The 14909-nt window shown below is 64.3% G+C and carries 16 protein-coding genes; 9 read left to right on the top strand and 7 right to left on the bottom strand.

The annotated features are described in order from the left end of the window. Positions 1–69 precede the first annotated feature (69 nt). The 5 genes from IV454_RS08435 to IV454_RS08455 form a co-directional block, all read right to left on the bottom strand. Complete coding sequence (locus tag IV454_RS08435) at positions 70–1398, bottom strand: ABC transporter substrate-binding protein (protein WP_229522137.1); 1329 nt, start codon at positions 1396–1398, stop codon at positions 70–72. A 21-nt stretch (positions 1399–1419) separates the two neighbouring features. Next, positions 1420–2478, bottom strand: a complete 1059-nt coding sequence (locus tag IV454_RS08440; protein ID WP_206091117.1) for a branched-chain amino acid ABC transporter permease — start codon at positions 2476–2478, stop codon at positions 1420–1422. Position 2479: 1 nt separating this feature from the next. Continuing rightward, positions 2480–3376, bottom strand: a complete 897-nt coding sequence (locus IV454_RS08445) for a branched-chain amino acid ABC transporter permease (protein WP_054265522.1) — start codon at positions 3374–3376, stop codon at positions 2480–2482. A gap of 190 nt (positions 3377–3566) precedes the next feature. Continuing rightward, positions 3567–4397 carry an ABC transporter ATP-binding protein gene (locus tag IV454_RS08450; protein ID WP_206092603.1) on the bottom strand — a complete coding sequence of 277 codons (831 nt, stop codon included), beginning with the start codon at positions 4395–4397 and terminating at the stop codon, positions 3567–3569. 19 nt (positions 4398–4416) lie between these two features. After that, a complete protein-coding gene (locus tag IV454_RS08455; protein WP_370663785.1) occupies positions 4417–6375 on the bottom strand; it encodes an AMP-dependent synthetase/ligase in 1959 nt (652 codons plus the stop codon). 154 nt (positions 6376–6529) lie between these two features. On the opposite strand from IV454_RS08455, the gene IV454_RS08460 reads away from it, so the two are divergent. From IV454_RS08460 to IV454_RS08490, 7 genes are all read left to right on the top strand, one after another. After that, positions 6530–7216 (top strand): Crp/Fnr family transcriptional regulator, encoded by a 687-nt coding sequence (locus tag IV454_RS08460; RefSeq protein ID WP_054265524.1) that lies wholly within the window; start codon positions 6530–6532, stop codon positions 7214–7216. A 94-nt stretch (positions 7217–7310) separates the two neighbouring features. Continuing rightward, the gene (locus IV454_RS08465; RefSeq protein WP_229522140.1) at positions 7311–9119 is read left to right on the top strand and encodes an aminopeptidase P family protein; all 1809 of its coding nucleotides are present in this window, start codon (positions 7311–7313) and stop codon (positions 9117–9119) included. Then, positions 9119–9385 (top strand): hypothetical protein, encoded by a 267-nt coding sequence (locus IV454_RS08470; protein WP_054265526.1) that lies wholly within the window; start codon positions 9119–9121, stop codon positions 9383–9385. The genes IV454_RS08465 and IV454_RS08470 overlap by 1 nt, the downstream gene beginning before the upstream one ends. Before the next feature lie 19 nt (positions 9386–9404). Continuing rightward, positions 9405–10151 carry an MgtC/SapB family protein gene (locus IV454_RS08475; protein WP_206091124.1) on the top strand — a complete coding sequence of 249 codons (747 nt, stop codon included), beginning with the start codon at positions 9405–9407 and terminating at the stop codon, positions 10149–10151. Positions 10152–10160: 9 nt separating this feature from the next. Further along, entirely contained in the window at positions 10161–10739 is a 579-nt protein-coding gene (locus IV454_RS08480) for a DUF924 family protein (protein WP_206091126.1), read from the top strand. Continuing rightward, a complete protein-coding gene (locus IV454_RS08485) occupies positions 10740–11567 on the top strand; it encodes a Rossmann-like and DUF2520 domain-containing protein (RefSeq protein WP_206091128.1) in 828 nt (275 codons plus the stop codon). Positions 11568–11854: 287 nt separating this feature from the next. Then, a complete protein-coding gene (locus tag IV454_RS08490; RefSeq protein ID WP_229522141.1) occupies positions 11855–12193 on the top strand; it encodes a hypothetical protein in 339 nt (112 codons plus the stop codon). A gap of 22 nt (positions 12194–12215) precedes the next feature. Here the strand turns inward: IV454_RS08490 and IV454_RS08495 are convergent, their stop codons facing one another. Further along, entirely contained in the window at positions 12216–12797 is a 582-nt protein-coding gene (locus tag IV454_RS08495; RefSeq protein ID WP_206091129.1) for a putative pterin-binding protein, read from the bottom strand. Between the two features lie 56 nt (positions 12798–12853). Between IV454_RS08495 and IV454_RS08500 the strand changes: the two genes are divergently transcribed. Continuing rightward, the gene (locus tag IV454_RS08500; protein ID WP_206091132.1) at positions 12854–13447 is read left to right on the top strand and encodes an alpha-ketoglutarate-dependent dioxygenase AlkB family protein; all 594 of its coding nucleotides are present in this window, start codon (positions 12854–12856) and stop codon (positions 13445–13447) included. 203 nt (positions 13448–13650) lie between these two features. Then, complete coding sequence (locus IV454_RS08505; RefSeq protein ID WP_054265533.1) at positions 13651–14208, top strand: porin family protein; 558 nt, start codon at positions 13651–13653, stop codon at positions 14206–14208. A 164-nt stretch (positions 14209–14372) separates the two neighbouring features. Here the strand turns inward: IV454_RS08505 and IV454_RS08510 are convergent, their stop codons facing one another. Further along, complete coding sequence (locus IV454_RS08510; protein WP_206091133.1) at positions 14373–14837, bottom strand: REP-associated tyrosine transposase; 465 nt, start codon at positions 14835–14837, stop codon at positions 14373–14375. Positions 14838–14909 lie beyond the last annotated feature (72 nt).

Consider the following 14909-nt stretch of genomic DNA (forward strand, 5'->3'; position numbering starts at 1 on the left):
GGCTCTTCGCGCGGTGTAAAAATCCCTCGCGCCGCTGTTCTGGCGCGAGGGCAAGGGAACTTCCTGCGCTTATTTCAGGCAGGTGGGCGTGATCTTCTTCTCGGCCGCGTAGGCGCTCGACGATTCCTCGACCAGCTTGCGCGTGAGGGCCTTGTCGCCCACCACCCAGTTCGGCGTGATGGCGATCCACTTCTTGCCATCCCACTGCTGGACTTTGACCGCGCCCGAGCCTTCGTGGTCGTCGCAGCTGGTTTTCACGGTCGGGAACATGCCGAAGGCACCCAGCGCTTTCTGGCGCGCTTCGTCCACGTTCAGGTTTTCCAGGCCCCAGCGAATCTGCTCGCCGGTCATGGTCTTGCCCTTGCCGAATTTGTCCTGCGCCACGCGGATCGCCTCGACCCACAGGATGCCGGCGGTCAGGCCGCGCATGTGGTACACCGAACCGATACGCGACTGGTCTGCCAGGTTGCCCTTGCCGGGCGCGTAGACCTTCTTGCGGATCTCGTCGATCAGCGGATAGTTACCCGGCGTGTTGAAGGTCATCGAGGTGTAGCCCTTGGCCGCATCGCCCGACGGGATCATGTCTTCCTCCGAACCGGCCCACCACACGCCCAGCATTTTCTCGCGCGGGAAGCCGTTGCGCTGCGCGGTCTTGATCGCGACCGAATTCATCACGCCCCAGCCCCACAGGATCACGTGGTCCGGCTTGGCCTGGCGGATTTGCAGCCACTGCGACTGCTGCTCGCTGCCCGGCGGCGCCACCGCGATCTTGATCAACTCGAAGCCGTACTGCTTGGCCTGCGCTTCCAGTACCGGCAGCGGTTCCTTGCCGAAGGCCGAGTCGTGGTACAGGTGGACGATCTTTTTGCCTTTCAGCTTGTCGTAGCCGCCATCCTTGTCGGCCAGGTACTTGATCATCGCCGCGGCCTGGTTCCAGTAACTGGTAATGAGCGGGAACACGTACGGGAACACCTTGCCGTTGGCCGCGTCCGAGCGCCCGTAGCCGAGGGTGGTCATCGGAATCTTGTCCTGCACCAGCCTATCGAGCACGCCGTAGGCGATGCCGGTCGACAGCGGTTCGACCATGCTGGCGCCGCCGTTCTTGGTTTTCAGCCGTTCGTAGCACTCGATGCCGCGCGACGGGTTGTATTCGGTCTCGCATTCTTCCCACAGGATCTTGACGCCATTGACACCGCCATTGGCGTTGACCAGGTTGAAGTAATCGATCGCACCGCCGTAAAAGCCCGAACCGCCGGCCGCGTACGGCCCGACGCGATAGGACGGCAGCGCGATGAATTGGTCGGCCGCCTGCACCTGGTTGAATGCGCCGATCAGGGTGGCGCACAGCAGCAGGTTCTTGAATGCAAGGCTCTTCATCTTATGTTTTACGTGATTCATTGTGGTCTCCGGAAGAATGCGTTAGTGCGGGAACGGCCAAAGCCGCAGTTTTTCTTTACCTACTTGCCACAGGCGCGCAAGGCCATGCGGCTCCACGATCAGAAAAAAGATAATCAAGGCGCCGAACACCATCAACTCCAGGTTCGACGCCACCGAGGTTGGCAGCGACAGGCCGTGCGCCAGGATATTCAGGAAAACCGGCAGCAGCACGATGAAGGCCGCGCCAAGAAAGGAACCGAGCACCGAGCCGACCCCGCCGATGATGATCATGAACAGGATGCGGAACGACAGATCGAGGTTGTACGCCTCCGGTTCGACCGTGCCCAGATAGGCGTAGGCGTACAGCGCGCCGGCCACGCCGCAGTAGAACGAGCTGACCGCGAACGCCAGCAGCTTGGTGCGCATCGGGCGAAAGCCGATCACTTCGGCCGCCACGTCCATGTCGCGCACCGCCATCCACGAGCGGCCCACGTTCGAGCGGATCATGTTCTTGGCCAGCAGCGCCATGAGCGCCACGATCGCCAGCACCAGCACGTACTTGCTGGCCGGCGTATCGAACTGGTAGCCGAAGATGACGATCTTCTGCGCCGTGATCACGCCCGAGCTGCTGTAATTGGTCAGGTAGGGGATCTTGGTCAGGCACCAGACCACGAAGAACTGGGTGGCCAGGGTCGACGCGGCCAGGTAAAAGCCGCGGATGCGCAGCGACGGCAGGCCGAAGGCGATGCCCACCATGGCCGCGCACAGGCCGCCCAGCACGAAGGCGAGCAGCATCGGAACGCCGGGCAGGCGCGCGATGAAGTTAAACGAGGCGAACGCGCCCACCGCCATGAAGGCGGCGGTGCCGAGCGAGAGCTGGCCGCAATAGCCGGTGAGGATGTTCAGGCCCAGCGCGGCCAGCGAAAAAATCAGGAAGGGAATCAGGATCGCCGACAGCATGTAGGGCGAGGCGAACAGCGGCACGACGGCCAGCGCCAGCACCAGCAGGCCGGCCAGCGCGATGCGGTCCTGGCGGATCGGGAAGATCTGGCCGTCCGACTGGTAGGTGGTCTTGAATTGTCCGGCTTCGCGGTAAAACATATCAGATTCTCCGGATGATTTTTTCGCCGAACAGGCCTTCCGGCCGCACCAGCAGGAACAGCAGGGCCAGCACGTACGGGAACCAGCCTTCGATGCCGCCGCCGACCATCGGGCCGATGTAGACCTCGGCCAGTTTTTCGGAGGCGCCGATGATCAGGCCACCGACGATGGCGCCGGGAACCGAGGTAAAGCCGCCCAGGATCAGCACCGGCAGGGCCTTCAGGGCAATGAAGGTCAGCGCGAACTGCACGCCGTTGCGCGCGCCCCATAATAGGCCCGCCACCAGCGCCACCAGTCCGGCCACGGCCCACACCACGGCCCAGATCTGCTGCAGCGGGATGCCGACGGCGAGTGCGGCCTGATGGTCGTCGGCGACGGCGCGCAGGGCGCGGCCCACTTTGGTTTTCGAGAACAGCAGCGCGAGCGCGGTGACCAGCACCGCGCAGATGGCGGCGGCGGTCACGTCGAACTGGGAGACGATGATGTTGTAGTGATCGAGCAGGAAGGGAATCGGCACGTCCTCGATCGGCAGGTCCAGTTTGTGCACCTGCGATCCCCACAGCAGCTGGGCCAGGCCTTCGATGAAGAAGGCCAGGCCGATGGTGGCCATGAAGAGGGTGATTTCGGGCTGGTTGACCAGCGGGCGCAGGACGATCCGTTCGATGGCCAGGCCGAGCGCGATCATCACCACGATGGTGAGCGGGATGGCGAGCCAGATCGAGACGCCGAATTTGTCGATGATGCCGACGCAGGTGAGGGCTGCGAAGAACACCATCGCGCCCTGGGCGAAGTTGAACACGCCCGAGGCTTTGTAGATCAGGACGAAACCGATGGCGACCAGCGCGTACATGACGCCGGAGAGCAGGCCGCCGATCAGGACTTCAAAGAAAAAATTCATGGTGTACCCTTAACACTGACTCCGTCGTTCCCGTACAGGCCCGCTTGGCCATTGACCTTAAAGCCGTCGTTCCCGCGCAGGCGGGAACCCAAGTTCCTCGATCTGCCGTTGGCTGCGCCACGAACTTGGGTTCCCGCCTGCGCGGGAACGACGGTGTAGGATGGCGAGCGCTGTAGTGCTTCGCGCGGCCTCAATGCGCCACCCCCAAATACGCATTAATCACATCCTGATTACCGCGCACCTCATCCGGCGTCCCATCCCCGATCTTCTTGCCGTAATCGAGCACCACCACGCGGTCCGAAATATCCATCACCACGCCCATGTCATGCTCGATCAGCACGATAGTGGTCCCGAACTGGTCGTTCACGTCCAGGATGAAGCGGCACATGTCCTGCTTCTCCTCCACGTTCATCCCCGCCATCGGTTCATCGAGCAGCAGAATATCGGGTTCCGCCGCCAGCGCGCGGCCCAGCTCCACCCGCTTTTGCAGCCCGTACGGCAGCCGCCCCACCGGCGTCTTGCGGATCGCCTGGATCTCCAGGAAATCGATGATCTCTTCCGCCTTTTCGCGGTGCGCCATTTCCTCGCGCCGCGCCGGCCCCCAGTACAGGGCCTGCATCAGGAAATTCGACTTCATCTTCAGGTTCCGGCCCGTCATGATGTTGTCCAGTACCGTCATCCCCTTGAACAGCGCGATGTTCTGGAAGGTGCGCGCAATGCCCGCCTTGGCCGCGCTGTAGCAATCCATGTTCTTGCGGTGCTCCCCGCGCAGCACGATCTCGCCCTGCTGCGGGCGGTACACGCCGTTGATCACGTTGAGCATCGAACTTTTTCCGGCACCATTGGGCCCGATGATCGCGCGGATTTCGTGCTGCCTGACGTTGAACGAGATATCGGTCAGCGCCTTGACCCCGCCGAACGACAGCGAGATGTTGTTCAGGTCAAGGATCACCGGCCCGATCTTGCGCGTCGATCCCTTCGTCCCTGGTTCATTGTCCGTTGGTTCCTTGAGTTCATTCATGTTCATCGCAACGCGCTCCTCACGCAGCCTTCTCCATGACGGGATAGGTGGTAGCCCCGCAGATGCGCAAATCGGCGCTGACCAATCCCACCCGGCCATCTTCAAACTTGACCTGGGTACTGATGAACTGACTGGCTTTGTCGGTGTACAGCGCGTCGATCAGCACCGCGTATTTGTCGGCGATGAATTTGCGCCGCACTTTGCGCGTGCGCGTCAACTCATCGTCGTCCGGATCGAGCTCCTTGTGCAGGATCAGGAAGCGGTGGATCTGGGTCGCGCCCATCAGCGCTTCGCCGGCCAGGTCGGCATTGACCTTTTCCACGCAGTCGCGTATCAGGTCGTAGGTGGTGCAGTGCGCGGCCAGGTCGGTGTAGCCGGCGTAGGCGATGTTGCGCCGCTCGGCCCAGTTGCCGACCGCTTCCATGTCGATATTGATGAAGGCGCACACCTGGCTGCGCGTATCGCCAAAGGCGACCGCTTCCTTGATAAACGGGAAAAACTTCAGTTTGTTCTCGATGTAGTTGGGCGCGAAGATCGCGCCGCAGGTCATCTTGCCCACATCGGCCGCGCGGTCGATGATCTTCAGGTGGCCTTCGCTATCGAACATGCCGGCGTCGCCCGTGTGGAAGTAGCCGTCGGCGTCGATCACCTCGGCGGTCGCATCGTCGCGCTTGAAGTAGCCCGCCATGGTCGCTGCCGACTTGACCAGCACCTCGCCGCTGGCGGCAATCCTTACCTCGACGCCGGGCGCCGGCAGGCCGACGCTGTCGAACTTGATGTTCCCGTCCGGTTGCAGGCACACGTAGGCGCAGGTTTCGGTGGAGCCGTACAGCTGCTTCAGATTGACCCCGATCGAGCGGTAGAAGCGGAACAGGTCCGGCCCGATCGCCGCGCCGGCGGTGTAGGCCACGCGCACGCGCGACAGTCCGAGCACGTTTTTCAGCGGGCCATAGACCAGCAGGTGGCCGAGCGCATACGCCGCGCGGTCGAACGCCGGCACCGGCTTGCCGTCCAGGATATCGGCGCCGCAGCGTTTGGCCACGTCCATGAAGTGGTGGAACATCCTGCGCTTGATCGAGCCCGCGTCTTCCATCCGGATCATCACGGTGGTGAGCATGTTCTCGAACACGCGTGGCGGCGCAAAGTAATAGGTCGGGCCGATTTCGCGCAGATCGGTCAGCACCGTGTCGCCCGACTCCGGGCAGTTGACCGTGAAGCCGGCCACCATCGCCTGCGCCAGCGAGAACAGGCAGTCGCCCACCCACGCCATGGGCAGGTAGGACAGGATGTCTTCGCGGTCGGTCAGCTTGTCGAAGCCAACCCCGCCCACGCCGGCCGCCAACAGCGCGGCATGCGACTGGCATACGCCCTTCGGTTTGCCGGTGGTGCCGGAGGTGTACAGGATGATCGCAATATCGCTGCCGCTGCCGGCGGCAACCGCCGCCTCGAACGCTCCGGGGTGCGCCTGGTCCCATGCGCGGCCCAGTGCCTGCAAGGCCGTCAACGAGGTCAGGGCGGCCTGCTTATAGTGGCGCATGCCGCGTTCGTCGTCGAAGACGATGTGGCGCACCTGCGGGCACAGTGCTTGCAGTTCGAGCAGCTTGTCGACCTGCTCCTGGTCTTCGACGATGGCAAAGCCGATCCCGGCGTCGTTCAATACGTAGGCCATGTCGGCCGCCGGTGCGTCCTGGTAGAGCGGTACCGGCACCCCGCCCAGGCACTGCGCGGCGAGCATGGCCCAGTACAGGCGCGGGCGGTTGTCGCCGATGATGGCCAGGTTCATCCCGCGCGTGAAACCGAGCGAGGCCAGGCCGCAGGCCAGGGCGCGCACCTCGGCATTCACCTCCAGCCAATTCCAGGTCTGCCAGATGCCCAGGTGCTTTTCGCGGAAGGCGGGGCGCTGCGGGCGAGTCTGGGCGTGCGCCAGCAGCCGCCGCGGGAAAGTCTGCAATTGCGAGCCATCGGATATCGTCACCAGCGTCCCCTTTTGTTTGTCCGGCCCCCTCCCGCGAGTGCAAATGCGGGGGTGGCGCGCTTTTTGTGTGATGATATTAGCTCGCGTTGGGCGAGCAGGTTGTCTTTTGGATGACAATTGCCGCCCTAATTCGCGATTTTCGATGTTGCGGCGCACAATGACAAACCAGACACAGACATTAATAGATCACCTGCGCTCGACCATATGGGCCCGCACCCTCACCAGCGCCGAGATGATCCGGGTCGAAGCCGACTGCTTCGAGCAGTTCGTGCCCAAGGGCGGCTTCGTATGCCGCAAGGGTGAGGCGCTGGACAACTGGGTCGGCATTATCGAGGGCCTGGTCAAGATCAACAATTTTTCGCCGTCCGGTAAAAACGTCACCTTCGCCGGCGTGCCCACCGGCGGCTGGTTCGGCGAAGGCTCGCTGCTCAAGGACCAGACCCGCAAATACGATGTGATGGCGCTGCGCGATACGCGCGTGGCGCGCATGCCGCGCGAAACGTTCGAGTGGCTGCTGGAAGTGAGCCTGCCGTTCACGCGCTTCCTGCTGATGCAGCTGAACGAACGCCTGGGCCAGTTCATCGGCCAGGTCGAAAACGACCGCATGCTCGATATCGATACCCGCGTGGCGCGCTGCCTGGCCGCCATGTTCAATTCGCACCTGTACCCGGGACTGGAAAAGCTGGTGCAGATTTCGCAGGAAGAAATCGGCTACCTGTCGGGCGCCTCGCGCCAGCGCGCCAACCAGGCCTTGCAACTGCTGGAGAAGGAAGGGCTGGTAAGGCTCGATTACGGCGGCATCCGGGTGCTCGACCTGGAAGGGCTGCGCCACTTCCAGGCATGAAGCGCGGACGCACACATGCACACGCCCGGCGCCACGGCAGGGCGCGATAGAGGTATCATAAGCCACAATGACATCACCCGATTCAACGCTGCCCATGCCCACTACCACCGCGCGCGATGAGCGCCTCGCGCAGCTGCGCGCCGCCATGCGCAGCGCGCACGTCGACGCCTGCATCATCCCGTCGTCCGACCCGCACCTGTCCGAATACCTGCCCGGCCGCTGGCAGGGCCGCGAATGGCTGACCGGTTTCACCGGCTCGGTCGGCACCTTCATCGCCACCGGCGACTTTGCCGGCTGCTGGACCGACGCCCGCTACTGGACCCAGGCCGAGACCGAACTGGCCGGCAGCAGTGTGCAACTGATGAAAATCCCGTCCGGCGCCAGCCTGCTGCACATCGACTGGCTGGCCGCCAACCTGGCCCTGGGCCAGACGGTGGCGGTGGACGCGCGCGTGCTCGGCCTGTCCACGGCGCGCCTGCTGGCGGACGCCTTGAAAGCGCGCGGCATCATTCTTCGCACCGACATCGACCTGCTCGATTCGGTGTGGCGCGAGCGCCCGGCGCTGCCCTTGGTGCCGCTGTTCGAGCACGCCGCGCCGTACGCGTCGACCAGCCGCGCCGGCAAGCTGGCCGCTACCCGCGCCGCCATGGCAACACTGGGCGCCGAGCGCCACTTCATCTCCACCCTCGACGACATCGCTTGGCTGTTCAACCTGCGCGGCGCGGATGTGAACTACAACCCGGTGTTCCTGGCGCATGCGCTGGTGACACCTGACAGCGCGACCCTGTTCGTGGCCGAAGCCAAGGTCGATGCCGCACTGCGCGCCCGCCTGCTGCTTGACGGCGTCACCCTTGCTCCCTATGAAGACGCCGCCGGCGCGCTGGCCGCGCTGCCTGCCGATACCTCGCTGCTGATCGACCCGCGCCGCGTCACCGCCGGCATGCGCGACACGATCGCGCCTCGTGTGAGGGTGATCGAAGCGGTCAACCCGACCACCTTCGCCAAATCCAGAAAAACCGCTGCCGACGCCGCCCACGTGCGCGCCACCATGGAGCAGGATGGCGCGGCCCTGTGCGAATTTTTCGCCTGGCTGGAAGCCGAACTGGCCAACCCGGCGCGCGCCCCGCTTACCGAAGTGGCCATCGACCGCCAGATCACGGCGGCGCGCGCGCGTCGGCCCGATTTTGTCAGCCCCAGTTTCGGCACCATCGCCGGCTTTAACGCCAACGGCGCCGTTATCCACTACCGCGCCAGCGAGGCGGCGCACGCCGTCATCGAAGGCGACGGTCTGCTGCTGATCGACTCCGGCGGGCAGTACCTGGGCGGCACCACCGACATCACGCGCGTGGTGCCGGTGGGCGTTACCAGCGAAGCGCAGCGCAGCGACTTCACCCTGGTGCTCAAGGGCGTGATCGCGCTGTCGTCGGCGCGCTTCCCGCGCGGCACCCGCTCGCCGATGCTCGATGCGCTGGCGCGCGCCCCGATCTGGGCGGCCGGCATCGATTACGGCCACGGCACCGGCCACGGCGTCGGCTTCTTCCTCAATGTGCACGAGGGACCGCAGTCGATTTCCGCAAGCGCCATGCCGGAGCCGCACACCGCCATGGAAGAGGGCATGATCACGTCGGTCGAACCGGGCATCTACCGGCCCGGCCGCTGGGGTATCCGGATCGAGAACCTGGTGCTGAACGTGGCGCTTGATGCCACCGAATTCGGCGACTGGCTGCGCTTCGAAACCTTGACCCTGTGCCCGATCGACACGCGCTGCCTGCACCTGCCGCTGCTGCGCGCCGACGAAATCGCCTGGATCAACGACTACCATGCCACCGTGCGCGCGCGCCTGGCGCCGCATGTGGGCGGCGCGGCCGCCGCCTGGCTTGACCAACGCACACAGGAGATCTGATGTCGACCGCACGTTCAACCCGGGCCAGCGCCGCCGTCGACCGTCTCAAGGTACGCAGCGGGAATGCCGGCTATTCGATGGCCCGCACCGGCGACGGCCTGTTCTTCCTGTCGGAAGCGCCGGGCGAGCCGCCCCTGTGCGCCCCGCTCGAACTCGACGACTTCGTCGCCTTCGTCAACAAGCTCGGACCGCAAGTGGCGCGGAGGGTCAGCAAGCTCGATGTCGCTTTTGAAAAACAGCTGGTGAAAAAAAAGCCAGCATCCTAGATCCGACCAAGGAAACCGCATGCCCACCAAGGATCTGCTTTCGGCCTATTGGTCGCAACCCGAAATCGCCACCAACGGCCTGATTCTGCTCAATCTGCTGGGGGCCCTGCTACTCGGGCTGCTGGTCGGCTACGAACGCTCTTACCACGGGCGCGCCGCCGGCATGCGCACCTATGGCCTGGTGTGCATGGCCTCGGCCGCGCTGACCATCGTCGGCGGCTATCCCGGCTTCTGGTTCGGCGGCCATGGCTCCTCGCTGCTGGCCGCGGTCGATCCCACGCGCGTGATCCAGGGCATCGTCACCGGCATCGGCTTCCTGGGCGCCGGCGTGATCATGCGCGAAGGCTTCAACATCAGCGGCCTGACGACCGCCGCCTCGATCTGGACCTCGTCGGTCATCGGCATCCTGGTCGGCGTCGGGTTTTACCTGGCGGCGATGGGGCTGGCCTTCTTTTCGGCGATGATCATGATCTATCTCTCCAAGGTCGAAGCCTGGCTGCCCTCGCGCCACGCGGTGGCGGTGATGATCCGCTTCAAGCACGACTTCGTGCCGCGCGAGGATGCGCTGCGCCGCATCGCGCTCGCGCGCGGCTATGCGATCGCCGGCGGTTCGCTCACCATCGGCAGCGAGGGGAGCATGCAGGAATGGCGCTTCGTGGCGCTGGCGCTGTCCAAGAAAAGCGGCGCGCCGCTGTCCGACCTGGCGGCCGAACTGGCGCAGTTCGACGGCATCGACAGTTTTCAAATCTCCCACGCCCGCAATTAAGGAGCGGTCATGACGGCACAAGACATACTCGATTTCTGGTTCCTCCCGGCGCACCATCCGGACCACGCCAAGGCGCGCGACGTCTGGTTCCGCAAGAGCGACGCTTTTGATGCCGAGGTGGCCGAGCGCTTCGGCTCCCTGCTCGAACACGCGGTCGCCGGCGGCCTGCGCGATTGGGACGATGAAGGAGCGCAGGGCGCGCTGGCGCGCATCGTGCTGCTCGACCAGCTCACGCGCAACGCCTGGCGCGGCCAGCCGGCCTCGTTTTCGGGCGACGCGCTGGCGCTGGCGGCGGCCATGCGCCTGGTCGACAGCGGCGCCGATCAAACGCTCACGCCCTTGCAGCGCTGGTTCGTCTACATGCCGTTCGAGCACGCCGAAGATGCGCGCATGCAGGAGCGCGCGGTCGCGCTGTTCACCGGCCTGGCGCAGTACGGCAATCAGTTCGAGGGCGCGCTCGATTACGCGCACCGCCATCGCGGCGTGATCGCGCGTTTCGGCCGCTTCCCGCACCGCAATGCGATTTTGGGGCGCGCCTCCACACCCGAGGAAATCGACTTCCTCAAGCAGCCAGGGTCGGGTTTCTAGGTGACGCGCACGCTCAACATCATCGGTGCCGGCCATGTGGGCAGGGTGCTGGGGCGCCTGTTCGGCGCGAGCGGCAGCTTCGCCGTGCAGGACGTGCTGACACGCTCGCACGCCAGTGCGCTTGACGCCGTCGGTTTTATCGGCGCCGGGCGCGCGCTGGCCGGCCTGGGGTCGATGCGGCCGGCCGATGTGTGGATGCTGGCCGTCGGCGACGACCAGATCGGCGCCGTGTGCGCGCAACTGGCCGCCGGGCAGCCGCTGGCCGGCGCCATCGTGTTTCATTGCAGCGGCGCCATATCGTCGGCGCAGCTGGCGGCGGCCACCGACGCCGGGGCGCTGGCGGCATCCGTGCATCCGATCCGCAGCTTCGCCGATCCGGCGCTGGTGGCGCGGCACTTCGACGGCACGTTTTGCGGGATCGAGGGCGACGCCGGCGCGCTGGCCGTGCTCACGCCGGCGCTGGCGGCGATCGGCGCGCAGCCGGTGGCCATCGACGCCGCGGCCAAGACGGTGTACCACGCGGCCTCGGTGTTTGCATCGAATTATCTGGTGACGGTGCTCGACGCCGCCCTGCGCGCCTACCAGGCGGCTGGTGTGCCCGAACCGGTGGCGCGCGCCATGGCGCAGCCGTTGGCGTCGGAGAGCATGGCCAATGTGTTTCGCCTGGGCGCGGCGGCGGCGCTGAGCGGGCCGATTGCACGCGGCGACATGGATACGGTGGCGCGCCAGCAGGCGGCGCTGGATGTCTGGGACGGGCCGACCGGGGCCTTGTACGGGGCGCTGGTGGCGCCGACCCAGGACCTGGCGCGGCGTAAAACGCGCCGGTGAGGGGGGACGATCCTGAAGTTTCGCAACCGGCGGTAACACCGGGGTCAGACCCCCTAACTGAAAAACCGGGGTCTGACCCCGTGGGGAAACCCGGCGGCTGCCGCGTATGCAACGCGGCTGATGCATTAATGCGAAAAGATGCAACCATGCATCGACAAACGCAAAAAATCGCAATAAGCTAGACCGTTACGGTGATCTTGCGGGAGACTTGCCAAAACGGCAGCGATCCCGTGCCGCTGCTCACGTCGACGAGGGAGACCAGCATGCTATTTTTGAAAAGTACGTCTGTGACAAAGGCGCCCGGCATTTATGAAGTCGATATCGCCGCCAAGCCCCCCGGCAAGACCTTCGGCGTCTTTCTCGCCACCGACCCCGATAATCCCCCGAATTCGATCCTCGCCGGCCTCGCGGAGCTGGGCTTCCAGAACACCCATAGCGAAGCCTACACCCACAAGGATCGCGGCAAGGTGCTCGACCTGCACTTCCAAAAAGACGGCACCGACATCTTCAAGGGCTGGAAAACCGAAGAGTGCGAGGCCAATCTGAAAGCCATCGATACCCTGTTCGGCAACGTCGGCATCAGCGTCACGCCGCGCGTGATGTCCCTGGCCGAAGCCTATTCCTGAGCCATCGCCGCCGCTTGCCGCCTCACGTCGGGACCTCGATGTGATACAGGGCCCACGGGCAGGCGCCGAAGCGTTCGGCCACCGGCCTGGCGGCCATGTCCGGGAACCGGTCCGCATCGTAGACGGCCCACAAGGGCCCCAGTCCGCCCAGCGCCATCGGCTTGCCGTCGAGATGGGTGGCGACGATGAAGCGCTGCGCGCGCGCCTGCGCCACCGGCAGCGCGACCGCATAGCCGTCGACCGCGCGCAGCAGCAGCTTGCCATCGTCGCGCAGGCGGGTGCCGCTGGCCGCCACCACGTCCAGCAGCAGCGGGCCGCGCAGCGCATGCGCCTTGCCGTCGTATTCCAGGGTGGGGCGGATGGCGACCGCGGGCAGGGCCAGCAGCGCGTTGAAGTCCAGGCTGAAGGCCTTGTCGAAGCTGATCTTTTGCTTGTGCATCATCTGGTCGAGCACCGGGTCGAAGGGACCGCGGTTGCTGCGCGCCAGCGCGCCGGTGAGGGTCAGCAGCGCCGGTCCCTGCGCCGCCCGGGCAGGTGCCGCGCAAGCGAGGCCGGGCAGGGCGGCCGCGCTCACGGCAGCGCCCAGGAAATGGCGTTTTTTCATGCGAAAATACCTCGTCTATCGTGTCATCCTGCCATCATATCGCCATATCGCCCCTCATGGACCTGTTTCAGCAATCTGAGTTAATCCCCTTTCCCCTCGACGATGGCACGGTCGCGGTGCTGCCGCAGCTACCTTTTCACTTGAGTAACGCCGACGTGCTCGCCCGCCTCATCGACGAGACTGCCTGGCGCGCCGAATCGATCACCCTGTGGGGCAAACAGCATCCGCAGCCGCGCCTGACCGCCTGGCATGGCGAGGCGGCCTACACCTACTCCGGCCTGCGCCTCGAACCGTTGCCGTTCACGCCGCTGCAGCTGGCACTGAAGGATGCGGTCGAGGCCGCCTGCGGCCAGCGCTTCAACAGCGTGCTGCTCAATTTCTATCGCACTGAACGCGACAGCATGGGCATGCACAGCGATGACGAAGCCGAGCTCGGCCCGCAACCGGTCATCGCATCGCTTAGTTTCGGGGCCGAAAGAACCTTTATCCTGCGTCACAAACAGACAAAACAGACACTTAAGCTAGTCTTAAAAGACGGTACTTTACTAGTGATGTCAGGCAATACACAAACGCACTGGCTGCACGGAATTAACAAGTCGACCCGCGCCATCGGCCCGCGAGTGAATCTAACTTTCCGCTTTATCTTCTAATTTATGCCTAAATGCGCATAAGCGAGAAATGCATATAGCTGAACGCATAGTCAGTTATTTCGATTCCATCCGTTTTCCCGCGTTACATCTTCTTACAAGTCTTACGGAATGCCACTTCATGCGTCGATTCGGTAATGCTATCTTGATTACCTCGCAATTCATTGGGAATTGCGGAACAGACTGTTTTAAACAAAGGATTCCGCATGAAAAAGCTCATTTTTGCATTGATCGCTGGCGTCACCGCGATGACCGCTGCCCAGGCCCAAAGCCCGGCTCCTTACATCGGTCTGGGTGTCGCATCGTCCGATCACAATTTCAAAATCAGCGGTAGCGACTTCGATGGCGACGGTTACAAGCCTTCGCTGAAAGTCTTCGGCGGCCTCGATATCACCCCGATGTGGGGCGTGGAAGCCGGTTACACCGACCTGCGCAAGGCTGATTTCAACTACAAGATCGGCAATGAAACCCGCAACGGCAGCGCCGACGGCAAGCGCGCTTACGTCGCCGGCAAGGCCACCATGCCTGTCAACGAGATGTTTTCGGTCTACGGCAAGCTGGGTGTTGGTTACAGCAAGGTCGACGGCAGTTCGCCCGACCTGCGCTACAAGGAAAGCGAGACAGGCGTGTATGCGGGTGTTGGCGCCCAGTACAACCTGAGCAAGCAGGTCGCCCTGACCCTGGAATACGAGCGCTACGGCAAGAGCAAGGACTTCGGTGCCAAGGCAGACGCCATCACCGTTGGCGCTCGTTACAACTTCTGATCCAGCGCCTGGGCTGTGCGTCTGACGCGCAGCCCGGGCCGCTCCTGACAGAAGGGCAGACCGGAACAGGCACGGCGCCTTCCAGTGTGTGCAGCAAGCGCCCCCTCCGCTTGCTGTATCCACCGGTTGGCGCTTTGTCTGTTTACGGGCCCGATTCCCACCCCTCAGTACGTCACCATGCCCGCCGCGATGAAGCGGTGCACCGACGACCATTGCCACTCTTGCGGCCTGCCGCACAGGCCATGGCGCAGGGGATTGTGGTGGATGTAGTCGACCAGGCGGACATAGTCGTCGCCGACGACCGGATGCTGCTGGTAGTGCGGTTCCCAGATGATCTCGGTGCCGCGCGTCGCGCGCGATTTGCTCAGGGATTTGGAAAACGCAATTTTCACGGCGCGCCAGCGCGCGGCGCAATCGTCGTCGCCCGGCGGCAAGGTCCAGATGGCGTGGGCATGGTCGGGCAGGGCCACCCAGGCATCGACATGAAACGGTTTGCGCCCGCGCGCCTGGCGAATCGCCTCGCCGAAGGCGGCGATATGGTCGGTCAGTAAGGTGCTGCCGCGCTCGGACAAGCGGACCGTGAAGAAGTAGCTGTGCCCGGCGACCCGGTTGGCGCGATAGTCATTCATCTGTCCAGTGTGCAGGGCACGGCATGCCTGGTGGTCGATTAGCGCAAAAGTGAGGGACTTCTGAAACGCTCT

This window comes from Massilia antarctica, from assembly GCF_015689335.1.
GTDB classification, from domain to species: Bacteria; Pseudomonadota; Gammaproteobacteria; order Burkholderiales; family Burkholderiaceae_D; genus Telluria_A; species Telluria_A antarctica.

Coding starts and splice junctions, on each gene's coding strand:
- IV454_RS08435 (WP_229522137.1), bottom strand. CDS start 1,398: ATGAATCACGTAAAACATAAGATGAAGAGCCTTGCATTCAAGAACCTG.
- IV454_RS08440 (WP_206091117.1), bottom strand. CDS start 2,478: ATGTTTTACCGCGAAGCCGGACAATTCAAGACCACCTACCAGTCGGAC.
- IV454_RS08445 (WP_054265522.1), bottom strand. CDS start 3,376: ATGAATTTTTTCTTTGAAGTCCTGATCGGCGGCCTGCTCTCCGGCGTC.
- IV454_RS08450 (WP_206092603.1), bottom strand. CDS start 4,397: ATGAATGAACTCAAGGAACCAACGGACAATGAACCAGGGACGAAGGGA.
- IV454_RS08460 (WP_054265524.1), top strand. CDS start 6,530: ATGACAAACCAGACACAGACATTAATAGATCACCTGCGCTCGACCATA.
- IV454_RS08465 (WP_229522140.1), top strand. CDS start 7,311: ATGCCCACTACCACCGCGCGCGATGAGCGCCTCGCGCAGCTGCGCGCC.
- IV454_RS08470 (WP_054265526.1), top strand. CDS start 9,119: ATGTCGACCGCACGTTCAACCCGGGCCAGCGCCGCCGTCGACCGTCTC.
- IV454_RS08475 (WP_206091124.1), top strand. CDS start 9,405: ATGCCCACCAAGGATCTGCTTTCGGCCTATTGGTCGCAACCCGAAATC.
- IV454_RS08480 (WP_206091126.1), top strand. CDS start 10,161: ATGACGGCACAAGACATACTCGATTTCTGGTTCCTCCCGGCGCACCAT.
- IV454_RS08495 (WP_206091129.1), bottom strand. CDS start 12,797: ATGAAAAAACGCCATTTCCTGGGCGCTGCCGTGAGCGCGGCCGCCCTG.
- IV454_RS08500 (WP_206091132.1), top strand. CDS start 12,854: ATGGACCTGTTTCAGCAATCTGAGTTAATCCCCTTTCCCCTCGACGAT.
- IV454_RS08505 (WP_054265533.1), top strand. CDS start 13,651: ATGAAAAAGCTCATTTTTGCATTGATCGCTGGCGTCACCGCGATGACC.
- IV454_RS08510 (WP_206091133.1), bottom strand. CDS start 14,837: ATGAATGACTATCGCGCCAACCGGGTCGCCGGGCACAGCTACTTCTTC.